Below are 24,289 nucleotides of genomic sequence, written 5' to 3' on the forward strand. Positions count from 1 at the left end.
GGCTGTCCGGCTCCCCGATCCCGTCGTCGCGCCGTGTCCGAAGTCACCGCCAGCCCCGAGCCCGCCTACCAGCCCGCCGCCGTCGAGGCCGCCGCCCAGCGGTTCTGGGACGGGACCCGCGCCTTCGAGGTCGGCGAGCAGCCGGGCAAGCCGAAGTACTTCTGCCTGTCGATGCTGCCGTACCCGTCCGGTGCGCTGCACATGGGCCACGTGCGCAACTACACCATCGGCGACGTGATCAGCCGTTACCAGCGCATGACCGGCCGCAACGTACTGCAGCCGATGGCGTGGGACGCGTTCGGCCTGCCGGCCGAGAACGCCGCCATCAGGAATGCGACGGCGCCGGCGAAGTGGACCTACGCCAACATCGACCACATGCGCGCGCAGCTGAAATCGCTCGGCTACGCGATCGACTGGAGCCGCGAGTTCGCCACCTGCTCGCCGGACTACTACGTCCACGAGCAGCGCATGTTCACCCGGCTGATGAAGAAGGGCCTGGCCTACCGCCGCAACTCGGTGGTGAACTGGGATCCGGTCGACAAGACGGTGCTGGCCAACGAGCAGGTGATCGACGGCCGCGGCTGGCGCAGCGGCGCGCTGGTGGAAAAGCGCGAGATCCCGCAGTGGTTCCTGCGCATCACCGACTACGCCCAGGAACTGCTCGACGGGCTCGACGCGCTCGACGGCTGGCCGGAGTCGGTCAAGACCATGCAGCGCAACTGGATCGGCCGCAGCGAGGGCCTGGAGATCGAGTTCCGCGTCGATGGCGAGGACGCGCCGCTGCCGGTCTACACCACGCGCCCGGACACGCTGATGGGCGTGACCTTTCTGTCCATCGCCGGCGAACACCCGCTGGCGGTCAAGGCCGCGCGCGGCAATCCCGAACTCGCGGCATTCCTCGACGAGCTCAGGCGGGGCGGCGTGTCCGAGGCCGAACTCGAGGCACAGGACAAGCGCGGCATGGCCACCGGCCAGTGGGCGATCCACCCGCTCACCGGCGAGGACCTGCCGATCTACGTCGCCAACTTCGTGCTGATGGGCTACGGCACCGGCGCGGTGATGGCGGTGCCGGCGCACGACCAGCGCGACTGGGAGTTCGCCAGGAGCCATGGGCTGCCGGTCCGTCCGGTGATCGTGCCGCCCGGCGTGCGCGACGCCCTGGCGGAAGTCATCGGCGACGTCGCCCACGACGCCGACCCGTTCCAGGCCGCCCTGGCCGGCGGTTCGGTGGACGCCTACGAGACCTCGGCCGCGGTGGCCGTGGTGCGCGACTACCTGGACGGCCTCGAGCAGCGTGGCGCGTACACCGAGCGCGGATTCCTGATCAATTCGGGCGAGTACAACGGGCTGGACTACGACGCCGCCTTCGCCGCGCTGGCGCAGCGGGTCGAAGCCGAGGGCACGGGCCGTCGCAAGGTCAACTTCCGCCTGCGCGACTGGGGCGTGAGCCGCCAGCGCTACTGGGGGTGTCCGATCCCGGTGATCTACTGCGACGCCTGCGGCGCGGTGCCGGTGCCGGAGGACCAGTTGCCGGTGGTGCTGCCCGAGGACGTGGCCGACGCCTTCGCCAACCCGGGCGTGGTGCATTCGCCGATCAAGTCGGATCCGCAGTGGCGCAAGACCACCTGTCCGCAGTGCGGCGCCGCGGCCGAGCGCGAGACCGACACCTTCGACACCTTCATGGAGTCGAGCTGGTACTACGCGCGCTACACCTCGCCGGGCGCGGCCGACATGGTCGACGACCGGGCGAAGTACTGGGCGCCGGTGGACCAGTACATCGGCGGCATCGAACACGCCATCCTGCACCTGCTGTACTTCCGCTTCTACCACCGCCTGCTGCGCGACGAAGGCCTTGTGGACGGCGACGAGCCGGCCACGCGCCTGCTCACCCAGGGCATGGTGATCGCCGAGACCTACTATCGCGAACACGTCGACGGCTCGAAGGAGTGGATCAACCCCGCCGACGTCGAGGTGGTGCGCGACGAGAAGGGGCGGATCGCCGGGGCGACGCTCAGGGCCGACGGCCATCCGGTGATGATCGGCGGCGTCGAGAAGATGTCCAAGTCGAAGAACAACGGCGTCGATCCGCAGGCGATGATCGCGCGCTACGGCGCCGACACCGTGCGCCTGTTCTCGATGTTCGCCGCGCCGCCCGACCAGTCGCTGGAATGGAACGAGGCGGGCGTGGAGGGCATGTCGCGCTTCCTGCGGCGGTTGTGGGCGCAGGTGCAGCGGCATGCCGCGGGTGGCGTGGCCGCCGCGTTCGACCAGGCCGCCGCGACGCCGGCGCAGAAGGCGCTGCGCCGCCAGCTGCACGAAACGATCCAGAAGGTCGGCGACGACTACGGTCGCCGACACGGCTTCAACACCGCGATCGCGGCGGTGATGGAACTGCTCAACGCGGTGGCGAAGTTCGACCCTGCGGCAGGCGCGGCGCCGGCCGACGCCGGCAACGGCCAGGCGCTGCGCCAGGAATGCCTGGAAGCGATGGTGCTGCTGCTCAACCCGATCACCCCGCACGCCAGCCACGCGCTGTGGCAGGCGCTGGGCCATGCCGAGACCCTGCTCGAGGACGTGCCGTTTCCGCGGGCCGATCCCGCCGCCCTGGTCCGCGACGCGGTGACCCTGGCGGTGCAGGTCAACGGCAAGTTGCGCGGCACCATCGAGGTGCCGGTCGACGCGCCGCGCGAGGCGGTCGAGGCCGCGGCGCTGGCCGAGCCCAACGTGCAGGCCTTCCTGTCGGGGCTGGCGGTGCGCAAGCTGATCGTGGTCCCGGGCAAGATCGTCAATGTCGTCGCCGGCTGAACGCACCTTGCCGCCGCGCTTGCCGGCACCAGCGGCCTCCGCCAGACTTCGCCGATGATCCGGACCCTCCTGCTCGCCATCCTGCTCGCCCTCGGCCTGTCGGCCTGCGGTTTCCACCTGCGCGACGCCCTGGTGCTGCCGGACGACATGGGCCAGGTGCGCATCACCGCGCGCGATCCCTACAGCCCGCTTGCGCAATCGCTGGCGCGTGCGCTGGAACGCGCCGGCGCGCAGGTGGTCGAACCCGGGACCAAGGGCCGGCTGGCCACTCTCGCGATCCGTTCCGAGCGCTGGGCCTCGACCCCGCTGAGCATCGACCAGTTCGGTCGCGCACAGGAGTACACGTTGCGCTATGCGGTGGTGTTCGCGCTGGTCGACGCCAACGGCGACGAGCTCGTGCCGCAGCAGGCGGTGGAACTGTCGCGCGACTACATCCGCGTTCCGACCGACCTGACCGGCTCGGACTCCGAACGCGAACTGCTGGCCCGTGAGCTGGAGAACGAGATGAGCGCCTCGATCCTGCGCCGCATCGACGCGGCCACGCGCGAGCTCCGGGAAGCCGCGCAATGAGCCGCCCGGGCGGATGGAACTGAAGCCCGACCGCCTCGCCGCACAGCTCGCCGCCGAGCCTCTGCGACCCGTCTACCTCGTCGCCGGCCCGGAACCGCTGCTGGTGCTGGAAGCCGCGGACCAGATCCGAGCCCGTGCCCGCGAGACCGGCTTCGGCGAGCGCGAGGTGTTCGACGCCGACGGCCGCGATTTCGACTGGAACACGCTCGACGCCAGCTTCCGCTCGCCCAGCCTGTTCTCGGCGCAGCGGCTGGTCGAACTGCGCCTGCCGACCGGCAAGCCAGGCAAGGAGGGCGCGGACGTCGTGGCCGGCTACTGCGCACAGCCGCCCGGCGACATCGTGCTCCTGGTCACCGCCGGCGACTGGAGCCGGCAGCACGGCGGCAAGTGGAGCGAGGCGATCGCCAGGTGCGGGCACTTCATCCACGCGCCGCAGGTGCGGCCGCACGAACTCGAAGGCTGGCTCGAGGCACGCCTGCGCCAGCGCGGCGTGCGTGCCGACCGTGGCGCGGTGCAGCGCCTGGCCGAACGCGTGCAGGGCAACCTGCTGGCCGCGGCCCAGGAAGTCGACAAGCTCGTGCTGCTGGCCGACGGCGCGTCGCTCGATGCCGCGCGCATGGAGGCGCTGGTCGCCGATGCCGCGCGCTTCGACGTGTTCCGCCTGGTCGATGCCGCGCTGAACGGGCAGGCGGCGCAGGCTTCGCGCATCCTCGCCGGCCTGCGCGGCGAGGGCGAGGCGGTGCCGGCGCTGATGGGCATGGTGGCGATGGAGCTCAACCGCGTCGCCGCGCTGGCGCGCGTGCAGGCCCGCGGCGGCAACCTCGCCGCCGAGTTCAAGGCGCAGCGGGTGTGGGATTCGAAGCAGGCGGTGTACCGGCGCGCGCTGTCGCGGCATCCAGCGCCGCACTGGGAACGTTTCGTGGCGATGGCCGGCGGTGTCGACCGCATCGCCAAGGGCCGGGTGCGCCCGGGCGAAGAGCCGGTCGACGCCTGGCTGGCGCTGGAGCGGTTGCTGGTGGCGGTCGCCGAACCGAAGGCGACGGCGCTGCTGGCGTGACGGCCGCGAATGGGGGATCGGGAATGGGGAATGGAAAGCAGGCAGTGCCGGACGTGTCGCCCGATGCTTCCCTCCCTTCCCGATTCCCTGCTCCCGATTCCCTGCTCGTCTTCTACGGCGGCACCTTCGATCCGGTGCATCTGGGCCACCTCGCCATCGCACGCCATGCGCGCGACGCGCTCGGCTGCACCATCCGGATGATGCCCGCGGCCGATCCACCGCACCGCGCGCCTCCGGGCGCGGACGCCGCCCATCGCGCGCGGATGCTGGCGCTGGCCATCGACGGCGAGCCGGGGCTGCAGGTCGATCTGCGCGAACTCGACCGCGACGGGCCGAGCTACAGCGTCGATACCCTGCGCGCCGTCCGGGCCGAGTACGGCGATGCGGTCCCGGTCGCGCTGCTGATCGGCGCCGACAGCCTGCTCGGCCTGCCGACCTGGCGCGAATGGACCGCGTTGTTCGGGCTCGCGCATCTGGTCGTCGCCGAGCGCTCCGGGAGCGCCCTCGACCTGCGCCTGCCGCCGGTACTCGCCGAGGCCACCGCCGGGCGCTGGGTCGACTCGGCGACCGCGCTGCGCGGGTCGCCCGCAGGCCGCCTGCTGCGCCTGCAGCAGCCCCTGCATCCCGGCTCGGCGACCGAAGTGCGCCACCGCATCGCCGGCGGTGGGCCCTGGCACGATCTGGTGCCCGGCGTGGTCGCCGACTACATCGTCCGCCACCGCCTGTACGGCCTGAACGGGGCCGCGACGCCGGCTTCGCTATAATCGCGCCGCAGCCGCCCGAGCCTTTGCCCTTGACCAGTTCCGCCCACGTCATCAAGACCCGCCTCCCCAACCCGCCGCCGCCGGCCGATGTGCTGCTCAGGTCGATCCACGGCGCGGTCGACGAACTCAAGGCGAAGGACGTCACCGAGATCGACGTGCGCGGCAAGACCAGCGTCTGCGACTACCTGGTGATCGCTTCGGGCACTTCGACCCGGCACGTGAAGTCGATCGCCGACGAGGTGGTGCGCAAGGCCAAGCAGCTCGACTGCCAGCCGCTGGGCGTCGAAGGCGAGCGCGAGGCCGAGTGGGTGCTGGTCGACCTCGGCGACGTGGTGGTCCATGTCATGCTGCCGCGCGTGCGCGAGTTCTACGCGCTCGAGCGCCTGTGGACGGTCGGCGACCAGCCGCCCGAACTCCCCGCCGACGCGCCCGACGACGACCGCGGCTGAGGCACGGCAGCGACCTTGTCCGGGTGCCGCGATTTCGACCTCCTGCTCGTGGATGATCGGCCTGCGGCGATTTGCGGCGGCCTCGCCCGCGACGAACACGCCCCGCTGGCCGGATTCCCGGCAATCGCGTCCTCGATCGTCCTAGCGCAGTGAAGGCGCGCCTGGTCGCCGTCGGCGAACGCGCGCCCGGCTGGGTGGCGGAGGGGTTCGGGGAATACCGCAAGCGGCTCTCGCACTGGCTGCCGCTGGAGCTGGTGGAAGTCGAACCCGGTGTGCGCGGCAAGGGCCGGGACACGGTGCGCGCGATGCAGGACGAGGGCGCCCGCGTCCTCGCGGCGCTGCCGAAGAACACGCACGTGGTCGCGCTCGACGGGCGTGGCCGGATGCATTCCTCCGAACAGCTCGCCCAGCGCCTGGAACACTGGCGCGGACAGGGGCGCGACCTGGCCTTCCTGATCGGCGGTCCCGAGGGCCACGCGCCCGAGGTGCTGGCGCACGCCGACGAACAGTGGTCGCTCGGCCCCCTGACCCTGCCGCACATGCTGGTGCGGCTGGTGCTGGCCGAGCAGTTGTACCGCGCTGCAGCGCTGCTGGCGAACCATCCCTACCACCGCGCCTGAATGCGGCGACGTCGCTGCCGCACGGGGGCAATCGCTCCCGCCCCGGGTTCGGGGAGGGGCGCACTGGCGGGTCCGGGCCGGCCCTACGCGACCAGGAACGCCTGCGCGAGGGCGGGCGTTCCTGCAGCGACGACAGTCAACCGCGACCGAGCTTGAACTCGATCGGCACGAGGCCGACGGCCTGCACCGCCTGCCCGTCGCGTGTCGCCGGGCGGAAACGCCAGTTGCGCTGCACGTGGCGCACCGCCTCGCGATCCAGCACGCCATGGCCGCTGCTGCGTTCGATGCCGACTTCGAGCGGGCTGCCATCGGTGCCCACCAGCACGCGCAACAGCACCGTGCCTTCGAGGTTGCGCTGGATCGCCGCGCGCGGGTACGTCGGCGAAGGCGCACTCTCGTATTGCAGTTGCATGCCCAGCACCGGTCCGGATGGCTCGATCGTGGGCGGCGCGTCGTTCGCCGGCGCCGCGTCCACCACGGTCTCGGGCACGACGATGCCCTGGTCGACCAGCACGGGCACATCGATCGTCGGTGCTGGTTCCACCGTCTCGCGTATCGCTGGCTGCGGTCGTGGCGTCGGTTCGACGATCTTCACCACCGGCGGTGGCGGCGTGACCGGCCTGATCGGGACGATGTCGACCACGATCAGTCCCGGCGGTGGATCCACGACCGCTGGAATCGACGGCATGGTCATCGGCATCAGCAGGAACGACAGGGCCAGCACGTTCAGCGCCAGCGTGCTGCTGAGCCCGAGGATGCGGTTGAAGTCGAGGCGCGACGGCTGCGCCTTGCGGGGAACGGAATGCGTCTGCTGCAACACCATGGCCCACCTCCGCTGTTGCCGGCGGCCGTTGCGGCCGCCCGTGTGGCTGCGAACGCGTCAGTGGACGGTCCGGGGTCGATTCCGGTGGAGCCTGCCCGCGCTGGCGCGTGACCCGACTGCGACTCCACGCTACGCCCGCGGGAAGCCCGCGTGCAATGCGACGGAAGTCGAACACGGCGATGCGTCGACGGACGGCGGGCGAATGCCGGAGACCGGCACCCGTCGCCTCGATCGGCATGCATGTTGCGGTGGACAGTGGCCAAGGCCGCCGGCGGCGGAGCAGCCGGTCGGGGGCAAGGCGCCCGGTCGGATTTGGCGTGGGTGGCATCGGAAAGGTCCCCATGCCGGGATGGGGACCCCGCTGGGCTGGGGGAAGAGGTCGTGTCGCAGCCCTGCCAGGCCGATGCCAGGCAAGGTGGCGGCACGATGATTGCGTAGGCCCCTACGGCCCTCCGATCACCCCTCAGGCTGTCAACGATCGACGATCAATCGTCGTCCTCGTTCGTCCCGTCCTGCTCCGGCTGCCGGTCCAGCCCGCCCTCGTCGGGGTCGGGCTTCTTCTGCGGGCCGGTCTTGCGCGCGTCCTCGCCGTCGAAGGGTTGCTCCTCGGGGTAGCCGGAGCGCTTTTCCTGGCGGTCGGGTGTCCTGGACATGTCGATTTACCTCCCGAGTTCGAACACGACATCGAGGTTGGCGCCGAGCGTGGTCTCGCCCGGCGACACCGGCGCGGACTGCACCCGCGCTTCCATCATGTCCATCGACTTCATCATCGGCATCGGCGGCTGGAAGCCGCCACCTTCGCTGATGCTCACGATCCGGCGCACGCGCAGGCCCAGCGACTCGGCGTACATCTCCGCGCGCGCCCGGGCCAGCTTCAGCGCGGACTGGCGGGCTTCGTCGTAGGCGGCCTCGCGCTGGTCGATCTCGAAGCTGGGGCCGTTGACCTGGTTGGCGCCGCTGGCGACCAGCGCGTCGAGCACGTCGCCGAGCCTGGCGATGTCGCGCACCTTGATGTTGACCGTGTTGCTGGCCTGGTAGCCGGTGATCACCGGCGGCTGGTTCTCGGCGTAGCGGTACTGCGGCTGGATGCTGATGCCGCTGGTCTGCACGTCGCGCTCGGCGATGCCTGCGGCCTCGATCGCGGCGACCACCCTGGCCATCTCGGCGGAATTGGCCTTGAGCGCGGCGTTGGCGTCCGCCGCCTGGGTGACCACGCCGGTGGACAGGCTGGCCACGTCGGGCACGCGGCTGGCCTCGGCGTGGGCCGAGACCGAGAGCAGGGTGCCGTCGGTCGGGGCGATGGCGGGGGTGGGGGTCTGTGCGTTGGCGGTGGTCATCACGAGGGCACCCAGGGCGAGGGTGGAAGCGAACAGGAGGGAGGCGGCGGGACGGATCATGTCGAACTCCGGGAGTGGCTGGGGGCAGGGTCGTCAGGATCTAGTGAACGGCCCGTGAGCCTGAACGGGGTTACCGGCCCGGGTTCGGCCGGCGCGCGAGCCCCCGCGGGTATCCTTGCCGCATGTTGCATCTTGCTTCCCAATCCCCGCGCCGGCGCGAACTCCTGGCGCGCCTGGGCGTGCCCTTCGGCGTGATCGAGGTGGACGTTCCCGAAGAGCGCGCGCCCGGCGAGCCGCCGGAGGACTACGTGCGCCGCGTGGCCCGCGAGAAGGCGGGGGCGGGGTTGCTGGCGATGGTGGCGGTACCCGGGGCGGTGGTGCTGGGCGCGGATACCGAGGTGGTGCTCGACGACCGGGTGTTCGGCAAGCCGCGCGACGCGCGCGATGCGGCCGACATGCTGCGTGCGCTCTCGGGCCGCACCCACGACGTGGTCTCGGCCGTCAGCCTGGTCTCGGGCGGGCGTGAGGCGCAGGCGGTGAGCCGCTCGCAGGTGACCTTCGCGACCCTGGAGGATGATGAGATCGCGGGCTACGTCGCCAGCGGCGAGCCGATGGGCCGCGCCGGGGCCTATGCCATCCAGGGCGGCGCGGAACGTTTCGTCACCCGGCTCGACGGCAGCTATTCGGGCGTGATGGGCCTGCCGCTGCACGAGACGGCGATGCTGCTGAAGGCGTTCGGGATCGCGACCGGGTTCGGTCCGGAACCTTCCCGTGCGGCGACGGATGATGCGCAAGCGGATACGGGAGCGCCGCGCTGATGTCCGAGGAAATCCTGGTCAACGTCACCCCGCGAGAGACCCGCGTGGCGGTGGTCGAGAACGGCATGCTGCAGGAGCTGCACATCGAGCGCGGCTGGCGCCGCGGCGTGGTCGGCAACATCTACAAGGGCACGGTGCAGCGGGTGATGCCCGGAATGCAGGCGGCGTTCGTCGAGATCGGGCTCGAGCGCACCGCGTTCCTGCACGCCAACGACGTGATCCGCCCCAACCAGCCCGAATCCGAGGACGACGGCGCCCTGCCGCCGGTGCCGCAGCCGGTCCGCCCGGTCACCGAATTGCTGCGCGACGGCCAGGAAGTGATCGTGCAGGTGGTCAAGGATCCGATCGGCAGCAAGGGCGCGCGCCTGACCACGCAGCTGAGCATCCCGTCGCGCTACCTGGTGCTGCTGCCGCAGTCGCGGGTGGTCGGCGTGTCGGCGCGGATCGAGGACGAGGCCGAGCGCGCCCGCCTCAAGGCCCTGGTGGCCGAGCAGTCCCTGCCCGAAGCGCAGCTGGGCTACATCGTGCGCACCAATGCCGAGGGCCAGCCCGCCGAGGCGCTGGCCGAGGACCTGGCCTACCTGTCGCGGGTCTGGAACATCATCGGCCGTCGCTCGCGCGATGCCGCGGCGCAGACCTGCATCTACGAGGACCTGAGCCTGCCGCTGCGCGCCGTGCGCGACCTGATCCGCAAGGACGTGGAGAAGGTGAAGGTGGATTCGCGCGAGACCTTCGACCGGCTGCAGGCGTTCGTCGCCAAGTACATGCCGGTGCTGGCCGAGCGCATCGAGCTGTACACCGGCAACCGCCCGATCTTCGACCTTTACGGGGTCGAGGACGAGATCCAGCGCGCGCTAGACAAGCAGGTGCCGCTGAAGTCCGGCGGCTATCTCGTCATCGACCAGACCGAGGCGATGACCACGGTCGACGTCAACACCGGCTCGTTCCTCGGCCAGCGCAACCTCGAGGAGACGGTGTACCGCACCAACCTCGAGGCCGCGCAGGCGGTGGCGCGGCAACTGCGGCTGCGCAACCTGGGCGGGATCATCATCATCGACTTCATCGACATGGTCGACGAGGAACACCGCCGCCAGGTGCTGCGCACGCTCGAGAAGTCGCTGGCCAAGGACCACGCCAAGACCACGGTCTACGACTTCTCGCCGCTGGGCCTGGTGGAAATGACCCGCAAGCGCACGGTCGACAGCCTGCAGCGCCAGCTCAGCGAGACCTGCAACGAGTGCGGCGGCCGCGGCATGGTGAAGACGCCGGAAACGGTGACCTACGAGATCTTCCGCGAGATCGTGCGCGCGGTGCGCCAGTTCGAGGCCGAGCGGCTGCTGGTGATCGCCTCGCCCAAGGTGGTGGCGCGGATCACCGAGGAGGAGTCGCCGGCGGTCGCGGAACTCGAGGAGTTCCTGGGCAAGTCGATCCGCTTCCAGTCCGACGAGCAGTACCTGCAGGAACAGTTCGATGTGGTTTTGCTGTAAGGCCGTGATTCGTGATTCGTCATTCGTGATTCGGAGAAGCACGCAGGCTCTTCCAATCACCAATCACGAATCACGAATCACCGCGTCGCGCACGGCGCGACGCCCGTGACCACGCCCTTCCGCCGCCGTCTGCGGCTCGCGCGCCGTGGCGCGTGGTACGCCGTTGCGCTGACGCTGGTGTTCACCGCGCTGGCGGTGGGCGCGCTGAGCCGGCTGCTGCCGCTGGCCGAGCGCCATCCGGATCGCGTCGCCACGTGGCTTGGCGAGCGCGCCGGGCGGCCGGTGGCGTTCGACCGGCTCGAGACCGAATGGACGCGGCGCGGGCCGCTGCTGCGCGTGGACGGCCTGCGCATCGGGAAAGGCGCCGACACGGTGCGCATCGGTGCGGCGGAAATCCTGGTGTCGCAGTACGCCGGCCTCCTGCCCGGGCGCTCGTTCACCGAGCTGCGCCTGCGCGGCCTGCAACTGGAGCTGGAACGCGGCGACGACGGCCGCTGGCACGTGCGCGGATTGCCGGGCTCCGAGCGGCCGGCGCGCGACCCGTTCGCGGCGCTCGAATCGCTCGGCGAACTGCAGGTGATCGGCGGTCGGCTGACGGTCTCCGCGCCGGCGCTCGGCATCGAGACCACGCTGCCGAAGATCGACCTGCGCCTGCAGGTGGACGGCGACCGGGTGCGGGCGGCGGCACGGGCCTGGATCGATCCCGCGGCGGCGCCGCTGGACCTGGCGATCGACCTCGACCGCCACGGCGGCGACGGACGCGTCCACGCCGCCGCGATGGAGGCGGAACTGGCGCCCTGGGCGCCGCTGCTGCGCCATGCCGGTGTCGGGGTGGCCTCCGGCACGGGTAGCGCGCAACTGTGGCTGCAACTGCGCAACAGGCGGGTCAGCCGGGTGACGGTGGATGCCGCCCTGGCCGACGTGCAACTGGCCGGGACGCCGGTGGCGGCGGGTCTTGCGCCGCCGCGCCTGCGCTTCGGCCAGCTCGAGGCGAAGGCGCGCTGGCAACTGGCGGACCAGGGCTGGCGCGTGGATGCGCCGCGGCTGCGCATTGCGGGCGATGGCGGCTCGCAGGTGCTCGACGGGCTCGCGGTCGCGGGCGGGCAGCGGTTCGCGCTGCGTGCGGCACGGCTCGATGCGGGCCCGCTTCTGTCCGTGCTCGCGCTCGGCGACCGGCTGGAGCCGGGCCTGCGCAACTGGCTGCTGGCCGCGGCGCCGGACGCGACCCTGCACGACATCGCGTTCGAGCGCGGTGCGGATGGTCGCCTGCGTGCGAACGCGCGGGTCGAGGCCCTGCGCATGGCCAGCGTCGGCGACACGCCCGGGTTCGCGGGGCTCGCCGGCGCGTTCTCGGGCGATGCCCAGGGCTTCCGCTTCGAGCCGGATCCGGCGGCGAAGGTGCGCTTCGACTGGCCGTCGGGGTTCGGACCGCCGCATACCGTCACCCTGCGAGGGGAAGTGGCGGGCTGGCGCGAGGGCGCGGGCCTGCGCGTGGGCACGCCCTCGCTGCGGGTGGCCGGCGAGGGCTATGCCGCCGACGTGCAGGGCGGGATGTGGTTCCAGAACGACGGCACCCGCCCGTTCATCGACATCGCGGCCGCGGTCGAGGATGCCGAGGTGACCGTGGCCAAGCGCTTCTGGGTGCGCCACGTGATGCCCGACGCGGCCGAGCGCTGGCTCGACGACGCACTGGTGGCCGGGCGCGTGCGCGAGGGACGCGCGCTGATCAGCGGCGATCTCGACGACTGGCCCTTCAGCACGCGCCGCGACCGGCAGCACGCCGGGCTGTTCCATGCCGATGCCCGGCTGCAGGGCGCGGTGGTGAAGTTCCATCGCGACTGGCCCGCGGTCGAGGACTTCGACGGCGAGGTCGACTTCGTCAACGACGGCTTCACGGTGCGCGGCGACGGCGCCGTGGCCGGGGTCGAGGTGCGGGGCGTGCAGGCCGCGCTCGCGCACTACGGGCGGGCGCCGCTGGAGATCAGTGCGCGCTCCGCCGGGGATGCCGGCGCCCTGCTCGCGCTGCTGCGCCGGAGCCCGCTGCGCAACGGGATCGAGGACACGCTCGACAGCCTCTCGGCGAGCGGCCCGGTGGCGGCGACGTTCTCCATGTCGTTGCCGCTGCGCGGCGCCGGCGCGCGGCCGACGATCGCCGGCGAGGTGGACCTGGAAGGCGTGCGCCTGGCGGACGCGCGCTGGAAGCTGGGCTTCGACCAGGTGCGCGGTCGCGCCACCTACGACCGCCATGGCTTCGACGGCAGCAGCCTGAAGGCGGTGCGCGAGGGGCGGCCGGGCACGCTGTCGCTGCGCGCCGGGCAGGGCCACGTGCGCGACCCCGCTTCCGCATTCGAAGCCGACCTCGATGGCGTGCTGGCCGCGAACGACCTGCTGCAGCACGCGCCGCAACTCGACTGGCTGGCACCGCGCGTGCGTGGCCGCTCGCAGTGGCGCGTCGGCGTGGCGATCCCGCGGGCCGTGCAGGCGGGCGCCGCGGCGCCGGCGCGGCTGCAACTGCGCTCGAACCTGGTCGGCACCACCCTGGACCTGCCCGAACCGCTGGCGAAACCCGCGGCCGAGGCGCTGCCGACCACGATCGCGACCACGCTGCCGCTGGGCGATGGCGAACTCAGCGTCGACCTCGGTGGACGGCTGGCGCTGCGCGCCACCACGTCGCCGGCGGGCACCGGCGTACGCGCCGTGCTCGGGGCATCGCGCGTGACCCAGCCGCCGCCGGCTTCGGGCCTGGCGGCCAGCGGCCATGCGCCGGTGCTGGATGCGCTGGCCTGGGCCACCCTGGCCTCCGGCAGCGGGGGGGGCGATGGTGCGATGCCGTTGCGCGGCATCGACATCACCGCGGCGCGCCTGCGCCTGCTCGGTGCGGATTTCGCCGACACCCGCCTGCTGGCGGGCCCGGCGGGTGACGGCACCCAGGTGCGCTTCGAGGGCGCCGCGCTGGCGGGGACGTTGCAGCTGCCGCGCGCGTCGGCCGTGCCGGTCAGCGGCCGCTTCGCGCGCCTGCACTGGCAGTCCGCGACGCCGCTGGGGCGCACGGCGACGGCAACGGCAACGGCAACGGAAGCGGCGAATCCGCCGGCGTCACCGCGCCCGGCCAGTGGCGACAGCCTCGATCCTTCGAAGGTCCCGCCGTTGCGGATCGATGTGGACGATTTCCGTTTCGGCACGCTCGCCCTGGGCCGGCTGGAACTGCAGACCCGCGCCACCGCCAGCGGGCTGGAAATCGAACGCCTGCAGACGCGCTCGGATCGGCAGCGCATCGACGCCGGCGGCAGCTGGACCGGACGCGGCACCAGTGCGCGCACGCAACTGCGCGTGGACGCGGACAGTCGCGACTTCGGCGAGCTGATGGCCGGCCTGGGCTTCGGCACGAGCATCGACGGCGGCGAGGGAACCTTGCGTTTCTCCGCGCAGTGGCCGCGCAGCCCGGCCGATTTCGCGCTGGGCGCCATGCAGGGCGAACTGTCGCTGGCGATCAAGGACGGGCGCCTGGTGGAGGTGGAGCCGGGCGCCGGCCGCGTGCTCGGCCTGCTCAGCATCGCGCAGTTGCCGCGGCGGCTGATGCTCGATTTCCGCGACTTCTTCGCGAAGGGCTTCAGCTTCGACCGCATCGGCGGCAGCGTGCGCTTCGCCGCCGGCATCGCCCGCAGCGACGACATGCAGATCGACGGACCGGCCGCGGAAATCATCATGCGCGGCCGCAGCGACCTGCGTGCACAGACCCACGACCAGACCATCGAGGTGCTGCCGAAGACCGGCAACCTGCTGCCGGCCGTGGGTGCGATCGCCGGCGGGCCGGTCGGCGCCGCGGTCGGCGCCGTCGCCAACGCGATGCTGCGCCGGCCACTGGGCGGGATGGGCGCGCGCACGTATCGCGTGACCGGGCCGTGGAAGGATCCGCAGGTCGAGGTGGTCGAGCCGGCCAATGCGCCGCAGGCGGCCGCGGCGCGTCGTTCAGCGGCGCCGCCGCGCGCGCAGTGATGCCGTCCCGGGGATCGACGGGCTTGCGATCCTCGCGCCAGGCCCCAGACTGCGCGGCATGAACAACGCCCAGACCCCGCTCGCCGTCGCCGAATCCCGCCTGCTGCTGCCCGCCGGGCTCGACGCCTCGCAACTCGACCGCATGTTCGGCACCCTGCTCGGGCCCGGCATCGATTTCGGCGACCTGTATTTCCAGCATTCGCGTCGCGAGAGCTGGAGCATGGAGGACGGCATCGTCAAGGATGGCGCGCATTCGATCGAGCAGGGCGTCGGCGTGCGCGCGATCAGCGGCGAGAAGACGGGCTTCGCCTATTCCGACGACATCAACGGCGAGGCGCTGCTGGAGGCCGCGCGCTCGGCGCGGGCGATCGCGCGCGACGGCGACTCGCGCGCGCCGCGTGCGCTCGCGGTGGGCCAGGGCCGCAGCCTGTATCCGGCGCACGACCCGGTGGATGCGCTGGGCAGCGCCGCCAAGGTCGAGGCGCTGCAACGCATCGACCGCATGCTGCGCGCCGCCGATCCGCGGGTGCAGCAGGTGATGGTCGGGCTGATGGGCGGCGTCGACACGGTGCTGGTGGCGCGCAGCGACGGCGTGCTCGGCGGCGACGTGCGGCCGCTCGTGCGGCTCAACGTGCAGGTGATCGTGGAGCAGGACGGCCGCCGCGAGAGCGGCTATGCCGGCCACGGCGGCCGCTACACCTACGAGGAGTTGCTCGGCGACGGGCGTCCGGAATCGACCGCGCGCGAGGCCCTGCGCCAGGCGCTGGTGAACCTGGAGGCGATCGACGCGCCCGCCGGCAACATGCCCGTGGTGCTGGGCAGCGGCTGGCCCGGCGTGCTGCTGCACGAGGCGGTGGGCCACGGCCTGGAAGGCGACTTCAACCGCAAGGGCACCAGCACCTACGCCGGACGCATGGGCCAGCGGGTGGCCGCGCCGGGCGTGACCATCGTCGACGACGGTACGCTGGCCTCGCGCCGCGGCTCGCTCAACATCGACGACGAGGGCACGCCCACCCAGTGCACCACCCTGATCGAGGACGGGGTGCTCACCGGCTACATGCAGGACACGCTCAACGCGCGGCTGATGGGCGTGGCGGCAACCGGCAACGGTCGCCGCGAATCCTTCGCCCACCTGGTGATGCCGCGCATGACCAATACCTACATGCTCGCCGGCACGCGCACGCGCGAGGAGATGATCCGCTCGGTGAAGAAGGGCCTGTACGCGGTCAACTTCGGCGGCGGCCAGGTCGACATCACCAGCGGCAAGTACGTGTTCTCGGCCACCGAGGCCTACCTGATCGAGGACGGCAGGATCACCGCGCCGGTGAAGGGCGCGACCCTGATCGGCAACGGCCCGGAAACCATGCAGCGCGTGACCATGGTCGGCGACGACCTCGCGCTCGACGAGGGCGTGGGCACCTGCGGCAAGGACGGCCAGAGCGTGCCGGTGGGCGTCGGCCAGCCGTCGCTGCTGGTGTCGCAGATCACGGTGGGCGGGACGCGCGCTTGAGAGCCGTGATTCGTGACTGTTCGTTCGTGATTCGGAACAGCCGGATGGCGAGTCGCCCACGCCTTTTCGAATCACCAATCACCAATGGCGAATCACCGCTCCTGCGCGAGCGTCTCGCGCAGGAGCCTGAACAACTCCCGGAACGCGCGCGGCGGCTTGTCGCGGGCGCGTTCGTCGAGCGCGTTGCGCGCCAGTTGCCGCAACTGCTGGCGATCGGCCTGCGGGAATTCTTCCAGCAGTTCCGCCAGCGCCGCGTCGCCTTCGTCGAGCAGTCGCTCGCGCCAGCGTTCGGCGCGGTGCAGCAGCGCGGTCTCCTGCTTCGCCGCCTCGCCACCGGCGTCGAGCGCATCGCGGATCGCGTCGAGCACCTCGTCGTCCTCGCGCCGCATCTGCTTGGCCAGGAACGCCAGCTGGCGTTTGCGCGCGATGTGCGAGGTGATGCGCCGCGTTTCGGCGATGTGCGGCCGCAGGTGCTCGGGCAGCGGCAGTTTCGCCAGCCGGCCCGGTTCCAGTTCCGCGAGCTGCGTGGCCAGCGCCAGCACGTCCAGGGCCTCGCGGCGCTGTTGGCTGCGGCTGGGCGACAGGAACTCGCCCGTGTCTTCGTCCTTCCCTCTCATCGCATCAGGATAAGCCATTGAACAGCGTTGCCGTGCCCGCCACCGACGACAGCCTCGAACGCCTCGACCGCCTGCAGGCGCTGGCCGCGCGCCTGCTCGAGGCGTGCAGCGCGCAGGGTGCCGACCAGGCCGAGGTCTCGTGCTCCGAAGAACGCGGCCTGAGCGTGAACGTGCGCATGGGCGAGGTCGAGACGGTCGAGGCGACCCGCGACCGCGGCATCGGCGTGACCGTCTACTTCGGCCGGCGCAAGGGCAGCGCCAGTACCGCCGACCTGCGCGATGCCAGCCTCGACGCCAGCGTGGCGCAGGCCTGCGCGATCGCGAAGTTCACCGAGGCCGATCCCGCGGCCGGGCTGGCCGATGCCGGACTGATGGCGCGTCCCGGTCCCGGTGGCTGGCCCGATTTCGACGACTGGCACCCGTGGGCGCTCGACGCGGACCGCGCGGTCGACCTTGCGCTCGCCTGCGAGGCGGCGGGCCGCGACGCCGACGCGCGCATCGCCAACTCCGATGGCGGCTCGGCCAGCAGCAGCGCGTCGCTGGGCGTGTACGCCAACTCGCACGGATTCGTCGGCGCCGAGCGCGACACCCACCACAGCATCGGCTGCGCACTGATCGCCGGCCAGGGCGACGACATGCAGCGCGATGGCTGGTACAGCTACGCGCTGGCGGAAGCCGACCTCGAATCGCCGGTCGCGATCGGGCGCCACGCCGCGCAGCGCACGGTGGCGCGACTGCAGCCCAGGCCGCTGGCGACCGGGACCTACCCGGTGCTGTTCAGCGCCGAGGTCGCGCGCTCGCTGGTCGGGCACCTGCTCGGCGCGGTCTCCGGTGGCGCGCTGTACCGGCGCGCGAGCTTCCTGCCCGACAGCGTGGGCACGCGGCTGTTCCCGGAATGGCTGTCGATCCGCGAGGATCCGTTCCTGCGACGCGGCCTGCGCTCGGCCGCCTGGGACAGCGAAGGCGTGGCCACGCGTGCGTCCTCGCTGGTCGAGGGCGGGGTGCTGCAGCGCTACGTGCTGGGCAGCTACTCGGCGCGCAAGCTCGGATTGCAGACCACGGGCAACGCCGGCGGCGTGCACAACCTGGAGCTCTCGCCGAACGCCGGCGGCTTCGACGAGATGGTGCGCGGCATGGGTCGCGGCCTGGTCGTCACCGAACTGATGGGGCAGGGCGTGAACCCGGTGACCGGCGACTATTCGCGCGGTGCCGCCGGCTTCTGGGTGGAAGATGGCGCGATCGCCCATGCGGTGGACGGGATCACCGTTGCAGGCAACCTGCGTGCGATGTTCCTCGGCATCGAGGCCGTGGGTCGCGATGTCGACCCGCGTTCGCACATCCGCACCGGCTCGATCCTGGTCGGCGCGATGACGGTGGCCGGCGCCGATTGACGGTATGCTAGGCCCGGCCGCGCGGCGGAGGGAGCCGCGCGCGTAAACCGCGCTCCAACAACTTCGGGGAAACACATGAACGATTTCAATCCCATCCCGGGCGACACCGCGAGCCAGGACGACCGCACGGTCGCGATGCTGACGCACCTGTCGGGCATCATCCTCGGCTTCATCGTGCCCCTGGTGGTGTGGCTGATCAACAAGGACAAGACGGACAAGGGTTTCCTGATCAGCCAGTCCAAGGAAGCGCTGAACTTCCAGATCACGCTGCTGTTCGGCTACATCGTCGGCATCATCCTGTCGGTGATCCTGATCGGCGCGCTGCTGAACTTCCTGATCTGGATCGTCTGCATCATCTTCGCCATCATCGCCGGCCTCGCCGCCAACAAGGGCGAGGACTACCGCTATCCGTTCGCGATCCGGCTGATCAAGTAACCGCGGTGTGTCCGGACCCGGATGCGGCCGACGCCCGTCCGGGTCCACCCTGCATCGCCTCGTGCGTTTTCCGATTGCGGCCTTTCCCGGCGCACGGCGGCTCCGGTCACGCGATCTCCCGCGCCGGCATCTCCACCACCGACCGGATGGGCCTGCCGGCGCCGGCCTGACCCGCGTGCTCGCGAAGCGGGTCGCTAGGGCATCAGTTGGGTTGAGTTCCCCGGGGGCGGGCGCATGATGGTTCTGCGCCGGACGGTTTCCGGCGGGAGCAGGACCATGAATGCGATGCTGCATCGTGAGGACGCCAATCTCGCCGATCGCCAGTGGGCGGCCGGTGCCCACGTCACCGCGCTGGTACTGGCGCTGCTGACCAGCTGGACCGCCGGTTTCGCGGGCATGCTCGCGGCGGGCGCGGTCTACCTGCTCAAGCGCGACGATGCGCCGTTCGCCGCGCAGCACGCGCGCGAGGCGTTCAACTTCAACCTGAGCATGTTCCTGTACGCCTGCGGCATCTGCGCGGTCGGCTTCCTGCTGCTGGGCGCCACCGTGCTGACGCTCGGCATCGGCCTGATCGTCACCCTGCCGGCGGGCCTGATGCTGCTGGTGGCGATCGCCGCGCTCGCGGTGATGTGGCTGGTGTGCAGCATCGTCGCCGCGGTCAAGGCCTGGAACGGCGAGGACTACCGCTATCCGCTGACGCTGCGGCTGCTCTGATCCCGAGGCTCGGTCCGCCCGGCTAGTACGAACGCTCGATCGTCCGGCGCCCCAGTTCCGCCAGGGGCGCCGTGTCGCCGGGCAGCGCGGCGAGCGCATCGGTCATGCGCGCCGCAAGCTGGCGCAGGCGTTCGCGCGAGGCGTCCACGCCGATCAGGGCGGGGAAGGTGATCTTGTCCTGGGCGGCGTCCTTGCCGGCGGTCTTGCCGAGGGTGGCGCTGTCGGCTTCGACATCGAGCAGGTCGTCCCGGATCTGGAAGGCCAGGCCCAGCGCCTCGGCGAAATCGTCGAGCGCGCGCCGTGTCGGCGCCGCGGCGTCGGCGGTGATCGCGCCCAGGCGGATCGCTGCGCGCAGCAGCGCGCCGGTCTTCATCGCATGCAGGCGTTCGAGGAAGCCGAGCCGCCTGGACGGATCGTCGGCATTGCCTCCGGCGTCGGGCCGGGACGGATCGTGGCCGCCGGCATGTCGCGCGCGACCCGAGCCCGTGCCCGTCGCCGCGACATCCAGCGCCTGTCCGCCGCACATGCCGCGCGCGCCGGCCGCGTCGGCCAGTTCGGCCAGCAGGGCGACGCGCCGGGTGTCGTTCACGGGCGTGGCGGCCAGCACCGCGAAGGCCAGCGGCTGCAACGCGTCGCCGGCGAGGATCGCGGTGGCCTCGTCGAATGCCACGTGCACGGTCGGTTGGCCGCGGCGCAGCGCGTCGTCGTCCATCGCCGGCAGGTCGTCGTGCACCAGCGAATAGGCATGCACCAGCTCGACCGCCGCCGCCGGTCCGTCGAGCGTCTCCTCGCGCGCGCCGCAGGCATGGCCTGCCGCGTACACCAGCAGCGGCCGCATGCGCTTGCCGCCGAGCAGGACCGCGTGGCGCATCGCGGCGAGCAGCCCCGGTTCGGTGCCGGCGACGCTGTCGAGCGCGGCCGCGAGCGCGGCATCGGCGCGCTTGCGCCAATCGTCCAGCTGGATTGCGATCGCCCCGGCGCGGGAAGGGTCAGCCGTCGCCATCGACCGCGCCCGGGAACGGCTCGGACCTGTCGGGAGCGTCGGGATCGGTGAGCAGGCGCACGCGCAGTTCCGCCTGTTCGAGCGCCTGCTGGCAGCGCCGGTAGAGTCCCACCCCGCGCTCGTAGGCGGCGAGGGATTCCTCCAGGCTCATCTCGCCGTGCTCCATCTTCTCGACCAGCTGCTCGAGCTGGTCCAGCGAAGTCTCGAAGTCGGCAACGGGCGAGGGATCGGCGGCGGGCTTCTTGGCCATGCGCAAAGTGTAAGCCAGTGCACGCCGCGCGGCGCATGCACGTGGTCACGCCTTGCTCGAGCCTGTCCAGACCAGGCGTCGGCCGCTCGCGCGCAGCCAGGCATCGAAACGTGCGGAATGGACGAGATCGGCGGCGGCCAGCAGGGTGCCGTCGCGGTCGGACAGCAGCGGCATGCGCGCACGGATCCAGGGCGGTACGCCGAGATCCTGCAGCACGTGCTTGAGTGCGTGCGAGTGCCTGCGGCCCGGCAGGGTGATGCGTTCGCCGCCGGTGCGCGCGTGCGCGACGAAGGGCGGGGCGGGCGGGTCCGTGGTTGCGTTATCTCCCGGCATGGAGCTCGCAATGCGCGGCGACGCGGACGCCAGCACCAGTTCGCCTCCGCCCGGCCACGCCAGAGGAGCGGCGCCATCCCAGGGAATGCGGAGCGCGTCGGGCGCACCCGGCATCACCCGGCCGGCCCAGAGCAGGTCGCGCCAGCGGCGGATGACCGCGCCGTGCCAGGCGAAGGCGGCCGCATCCGCCGGTGCCGGCGCGAGCAGCCGGCCCATCACCTGGGCGACGCCTTCCGCGGGCAGCGGCGGCAGCCCGTTCCCGTCCACCCAGCGGCGCAGCACGCGCGCCGTCCTCGCCGCGGGCAGGGCCGCGAGCGCCGTGACCCGCAGGCAGCACGGGTCCACGCAGCGCGCCGCCGCGAGCGCCTGCGCATCCGCCTCGCCCAGCAGCGTGGATGCCTCGCGCTGCAGGTCCGCGGCGCGGGCGAACGCGGCATCGGCGTGCGGCCAGCGCGCCTGCAGCGCCGGCATCACCTGCCGGCGCAGGAAATTGCGGTCGTGCGACTCGTCGCGGTTCGAGGGATCCTCGATCCAGTCCAGGGCATGCAGGCGCGCGTATTCATGCAGCGCCCGGCGCGGGAGATCGAGCAGCGGGCGCCACAGCCAGCCGCCGCCGAAGCGGCGCCATGCGCGCATCGAGGCCAGCCCGCCGACGCCCGAGGCGCGCAGCGCCCGCAGCAGGAAGGTTTCCGCCTGGTCGTCGCGGTGGTGCGCCAGTACCAGGATCCCGCCGCTGCCGAGGCCGGCGGCGAATGCCGCGTGGCGTGCGCGACGCGCTGCCGCCTCGAGGCCCTCGCCGCTGTCGTGGTCGACGCGCACGTGCACGATCTCGAGCGGCACCTCGAGCCGCGCGCACACCCGCGCGCAATGGGCGGCCCATGCATCGGCCCCGGCGTGCAGCCCGTGGTGGACGTGGATCGCGCTCAGGCCGTGCGCGCGCCAGGCGCGGTCGTGTGCCAGCCGGTGCAGCAGCGTGGTGGAATCGAGCCCGCCGCTGAAACCCACCAGCAGCGGGCCGTGGGCCGTGGCGGGAGCGTCCGCCGGCCACGCGAGCGCGAACGTCATGGCGACGACGCGTGGAATGGTGGCGCGGCAGTCACTCGGTCTCGATGCGGATGCCGCCGATCACGCCGGCCGCCAGGTTGTAGATCACCGCCTGGATCAATCCGCCGATGAAGCCGGCGATGCCGTACAGGATCGGCAGCGCGATCAGGCCGACGATGCCGCCGCCGAGCGCCGCCAGTCCCCCGGACTCGCCCTGGCTGCCGAGGATGCCCGCGAACAGGCTGCCGAACACCAGCATGAGCAGCCCCGCGAGCAGGCCGAACGCGGCGGCGATGATGCCGGTGATCTTGCCCACCGAAAGCACGTCGAGCTTCTTGATGATCATGGTCGGTTCCCCCGCAGGCCCGCCGGTTGCGGACAGGAAGGATTCTAGACCCGCAGCCCCTCGGGACATCGCCGATGCCCCGGGCGCAAGACCGCGGTCGCCATCGCAGGAGACGGTTCGTGCGACGCGGCCGGCGATGCATGTCGGACGTCCGCCGAGGCGAAGTGGCGCAGGCTACTTCAGGGCCCGCTTCGCCAGGTCGATCCACTCGCGCTGTTCGTTGCGGTAGTAGCGCGGCAGCGCATCGGCGCGCTTGAGGATTTCCCGGAACAGGCGCTGCGCGCCGGCCTCGTCGCCTTCGCGACCGAGCAGCAGTGCGTAGCGGGCGCGCGCTTCCTCGCCGGGATATCCCTGCACCAGCGCCTCGTATTCGTGCCTGGCCGCTTCGATGTCGCCGGTCGCCTCGACCGCGCGCGCGTACAGCAGGTGTCCGTCGCTGGAGCGGAAGTCTGGATTGGCCGCGATCAGCGCTTCGAGCGTCGCCCGTGCCTCGGCCGGACGGTTCAGCCCGAACTGCGCCCGCGCCAGGCCGAGCATCAGGTGCGGGTCGGTCGCGTACAGGCCGTTGAGCGAGGCCTGGTAGAGCTCGGCGGCCCGCGCATGGTCGCCGTCCTGCAGGCTCTGCTCGGCCAGCATGCGGCGGTTCTCGAGCGTGTCGGCGAGATCGAGCCGTCGGCTGGCCTCGCGCCGGCCGCGGCCGGGATCCAGCGTGCGCTGCACGCCGCGCGCCAGGTTGCGCGCGGCGCGATGGTGGCGCATGCCGGGCAGCACCTCGGCGATCAGGTAGATCGCAACCGCGAGGTAGGAACCGATCAGCAGGATGAACACCCAGTACAGCGGCCGGCCGGTGCGCACCACGTGCACCGCGCAGCCGATCTGCAGCGCGATCGAGAGCAGCAGGACGGGACTCATCTGTCGCGGCGTCCCGGCTCAGGCGTTCTCGTACGCGCCGTAGCCGCGCAGGCGCCGGTAGCGTCGCTCCAGCAGGTCCGGGACCGGCACCTGCTGCAGCGCGTCGAGCTCGTTCATCAGGATGGTCTTGAGCCGGATCGCGGTCTGGCGCGGATTGCGATGGGCGCCGCCGATGGGCTCGCGCACCACCTTGTCCACCAGTCCCAGCCCGTGCAGGCGCCGTGCGGTCAGGCCCAGCTGCTCGGCGGCATCGCGGGCCTTGCCGGCGTCCTTCCACAGGATCGAGGCGCAGCCTTCGGGCGAGATCACCGAATAGGTGCTGTATTCGAGCATGACCGTGCGGTCGCCGACGCCGATCGCCAGCGCGCCACCCGAGCCTCCTTCGCCGATCACGGTACAGATCACCGGCGTACGCAGCTCGGCCATCTCCATCAGGTTGCGGGCAATGGCCTCGGACTGGCCGCGTTCCTCGGCGCCGATGCCGGGGTACGCGCCGGGCGTGTCGATGAAGGTCAGCAGCGGCAGCGAGAAGCGTTCCGCCAGCTTCATCAGCCGCAGCGCCTTGCGGTAGCCCTCGGGGCGCGGCATGCCGAAGTTGCGGCGGACCTTGGCCTTGGTGTCGCGACCCTTCTGGTGGCCGATGATCACGACCGGGCGCCCGTCGATGCGGCCGAGGCCGCCGACGATCGCCGGATCGTCGGCATAGGCGCGGTCGCCTGCCAGCTCTTCGAACTCGTCGCACATCACCTTGATGTAGTCGAGCGTGTACGGACGCATCGGGTGCCGCGCCAGCTGCGACACCTGCCAGGAGCTGAGGTCGCGGAAGATGTGCGCGGTGCGCTTGCGCAGCTTGTCCTGCAGCGCGTGGATTTCGGCGTCGATGTTCACCGCCGGGCCGCTGCTGGCCTGGCGCAGCTCGTGGATCTTGGCCTCGAGGTCCGCGATCGGCTGCTCGAAGTCGAGGTAGTTCGGATTCATGCCCGGGACTGCTGCGGGAAAGCGCGAAGT

23 protein-coding genes are annotated in these 24,289 nt (G+C 71.7%); 13 read left to right on the plus strand and 10 right to left on the minus strand.

Translation table 11 applies throughout. The features are described from left to right. The first annotated feature begins 33 nt into the window (after positions 1 to 33). From FZO89_RS14390 to rlmH, 6 genes are all read left to right on the plus strand, one after another. Positions 34 to 2,805 (plus strand): leucine--tRNA ligase, encoded by a 2,772-nt coding sequence (locus FZO89_RS14390; protein ID WP_262378671.1) that lies wholly within the window; start codon positions 34 to 36, stop codon positions 2,803 to 2,805. Between the two features lie 54 nt (positions 2,806 to 2,859). Further along, entirely contained in the window at positions 2,860 to 3,375 is a 516-nt protein-coding gene (locus FZO89_RS14395) for an LPS-assembly lipoprotein LptE (RefSeq protein WP_149103901.1), read from the plus strand. 13 nt (positions 3,376 to 3,388) lie between these two features. Further along, positions 3,389 to 4,432, plus strand: coding sequence for a DNA polymerase III subunit delta (gene holA / locus FZO89_RS14400; RefSeq protein WP_149103902.1), 1,044 nt, complete (start codon positions 3,389 to 3,391; stop codon positions 4,430 to 4,432). Positions 4,433 to 4,455: 23 nt separating this feature from the next. Continuing rightward, entirely contained in the window at positions 4,456 to 5,196 is a 741-nt protein-coding gene (gene nadD / locus FZO89_RS14405; RefSeq protein WP_149103903.1) for a nicotinate-nucleotide adenylyltransferase, read from the plus strand. A gap of 29 nt (positions 5,197 to 5,225) precedes the next feature. After that, complete coding sequence (gene rsfS / locus FZO89_RS14410; protein ID WP_149103904.1) at positions 5,226 to 5,645, plus strand: ribosome silencing factor; 420 nt, start codon at positions 5,226 to 5,228, stop codon at positions 5,643 to 5,645. 149 nt (positions 5,646 to 5,794) lie between these two features. Then, positions 5,795 to 6,265: a 23S rRNA (pseudouridine(1915)-N(3))-methyltransferase RlmH gene (gene rlmH, locus FZO89_RS14415; RefSeq protein WP_149103905.1), complete on the plus strand. Its 471-nt coding sequence runs from the start codon at positions 5,795 to 5,797 to the stop codon at positions 6,263 to 6,265. A 136-nt stretch (positions 6,266 to 6,401) separates the two neighbouring features. Here rlmH and FZO89_RS14420 read toward each other — a convergent pair whose 3' ends face one another. From FZO89_RS14420 to FZO89_RS14425, 3 genes are all read right to left on the minus strand, one after another. Continuing rightward, on the minus strand, positions 6,402 to 7,088 hold the full coding sequence (locus FZO89_RS14420) for an energy transducer TonB (RefSeq protein ID WP_149103906.1): 687 nt from the start codon (positions 7,086 to 7,088) through the stop codon (positions 6,402 to 6,404). Between the two features lie 485 nt (positions 7,089 to 7,573). Next, positions 7,574 to 7,741, minus strand: coding sequence for a hypothetical protein (locus FZO89_RS18555; RefSeq protein WP_187471167.1), 168 nt, complete (start codon positions 7,739 to 7,741; stop codon positions 7,574 to 7,576). A 6-nt stretch (positions 7,742 to 7,747) separates the two neighbouring features. Continuing rightward, positions 7,748 to 8,485, minus strand: a complete 738-nt coding sequence (locus tag FZO89_RS14425; RefSeq protein WP_149103907.1) for an SIMPL domain-containing protein — start codon at positions 8,483 to 8,485, stop codon at positions 7,748 to 7,750. A 122-nt stretch (positions 8,486 to 8,607) separates the two neighbouring features. Here FZO89_RS14425 and FZO89_RS14430 point away from each other — a divergent pair, with 122 nt between their 5' ends. The 4 genes from FZO89_RS14430 (at position 8,608) to tldD (ending at position 16,236) form a co-directional block, all read left to right on the plus strand. Then, positions 8,608 to 9,243 carry a Maf family protein gene (locus tag FZO89_RS14430; protein WP_149103908.1) on the plus strand — a complete coding sequence of 212 codons (636 nt, stop codon included), beginning with the start codon at positions 8,608 to 8,610 and terminating at the stop codon, positions 9,241 to 9,243. Further along, positions 9,243 to 10,730, plus strand: a complete 1,488-nt coding sequence (gene rng / locus FZO89_RS14435) for a ribonuclease G (RefSeq protein WP_149103909.1) — start codon at positions 9,243 to 9,245, stop codon at positions 10,728 to 10,730. Before FZO89_RS14430 ends, rng begins: the two co-directional genes overlap by 1 nt. Before the next feature lie 105 nt (positions 10,731 to 10,835). After that, positions 10,836 to 14,726, plus strand: coding sequence for a YhdP family protein (locus FZO89_RS14440; RefSeq protein ID WP_149103910.1), 3,891 nt, complete (start codon positions 10,836 to 10,838; stop codon positions 14,724 to 14,726). 58 nt (positions 14,727 to 14,784) lie between these two features. Continuing rightward, entirely contained in the window at positions 14,785 to 16,236 is a 1,452-nt protein-coding gene (gene tldD / locus FZO89_RS14445) for a metalloprotease TldD (protein WP_149103911.1), read from the plus strand. A gap of 92 nt (positions 16,237 to 16,328) precedes the next feature. Here the strand turns inward: tldD and yjgA are convergent, their stop codons facing one another. Further along, on the minus strand, positions 16,329 to 16,853 hold the full coding sequence (gene yjgA, locus FZO89_RS14450) for a ribosome biogenesis factor YjgA (protein ID WP_149103912.1): 525 nt from the start codon (positions 16,851 to 16,853) through the stop codon (positions 16,329 to 16,331). A gap of 17 nt (positions 16,854 to 16,870) precedes the next feature. On the opposite strand from yjgA, the gene pmbA reads away from it, so the two are divergent. The 3 genes from pmbA to FZO89_RS14465 all read left to right on the plus strand — a co-directional run bounded on the left by pmbA (position 16,871) and on the right by FZO89_RS14465 (position 19,393). Continuing rightward, positions 16,871 to 18,244 (plus strand): metalloprotease PmbA, encoded by a 1,374-nt coding sequence (gene pmbA, locus FZO89_RS14455; RefSeq protein ID WP_149103913.1) that lies wholly within the window; start codon positions 16,871 to 16,873, stop codon positions 18,242 to 18,244. 75 nt (positions 18,245 to 18,319) lie between these two features. Further along, complete coding sequence (locus FZO89_RS14460; protein ID WP_149103914.1) at positions 18,320 to 18,679, plus strand: DUF4870 domain-containing protein; 360 nt, start codon at positions 18,320 to 18,322, stop codon at positions 18,677 to 18,679. Positions 18,680 to 18,955: 276 nt separating this feature from the next. Continuing rightward, positions 18,956 to 19,393 (plus strand): DUF4870 domain-containing protein, encoded by a 438-nt coding sequence (locus FZO89_RS14465; protein WP_187471168.1) that lies wholly within the window; start codon positions 18,956 to 18,958, stop codon positions 19,391 to 19,393. 22 nt (positions 19,394 to 19,415) lie between these two features. Here FZO89_RS14465 and FZO89_RS14470 read toward each other — a convergent pair whose 3' ends face one another. From FZO89_RS14470 to FZO89_RS14495, 6 genes are all read right to left on the minus strand, one after another. Beyond that, positions 19,416 to 20,396, minus strand: coding sequence for a polyprenyl synthetase family protein (locus FZO89_RS14470; protein WP_149103916.1), 981 nt, complete (start codon positions 20,394 to 20,396; stop codon positions 19,416 to 19,418). Then, entirely contained in the window at positions 20,383 to 20,646 is a 264-nt protein-coding gene (locus FZO89_RS14475; protein ID WP_149103917.1) for an exodeoxyribonuclease VII small subunit, read from the minus strand. The genes FZO89_RS14470 and FZO89_RS14475 overlap by 14 nt, the downstream gene beginning before the upstream one ends. A gap of 45 nt (positions 20,647 to 20,691) precedes the next feature. After that, the gene (gene tilS, locus FZO89_RS14480) at positions 20,692 to 22,044 is read right to left on the minus strand and encodes a tRNA lysidine(34) synthetase TilS (protein WP_149103918.1); all 1,353 of its coding nucleotides are present in this window, start codon (positions 22,042 to 22,044) and stop codon (positions 20,692 to 20,694) included. A gap of 31 nt (positions 22,045 to 22,075) precedes the next feature. Continuing rightward, a complete protein-coding gene (locus tag FZO89_RS14485) occupies positions 22,076 to 22,369 on the minus strand; it encodes a hypothetical protein (RefSeq protein ID WP_149103919.1) in 294 nt (97 codons plus the stop codon). Between the two features lie 174 nt (positions 22,370 to 22,543). Next, a complete protein-coding gene (locus tag FZO89_RS14490) occupies positions 22,544 to 23,281 on the minus strand; it encodes a tetratricopeptide repeat protein (RefSeq protein ID WP_149103920.1) in 738 nt (245 codons plus the stop codon). An 18-nt stretch (positions 23,282 to 23,299) separates the two neighbouring features. Next, positions 23,300 to 24,259: an acetyl-CoA carboxylase carboxyltransferase subunit alpha gene (locus tag FZO89_RS14495; RefSeq protein WP_149103921.1), complete on the minus strand. Its 960-nt coding sequence runs from the start codon at positions 24,257 to 24,259 to the stop codon at positions 23,300 to 23,302. Positions 24,260 to 24,289 lie beyond the last annotated feature (30 nt).

The organism is Luteimonas viscosa, assembly GCF_008244685.1.
Lineage (GTDB): Bacteria > Pseudomonadota > Gammaproteobacteria > Xanthomonadales > Xanthomonadaceae > Luteimonas > Luteimonas viscosa.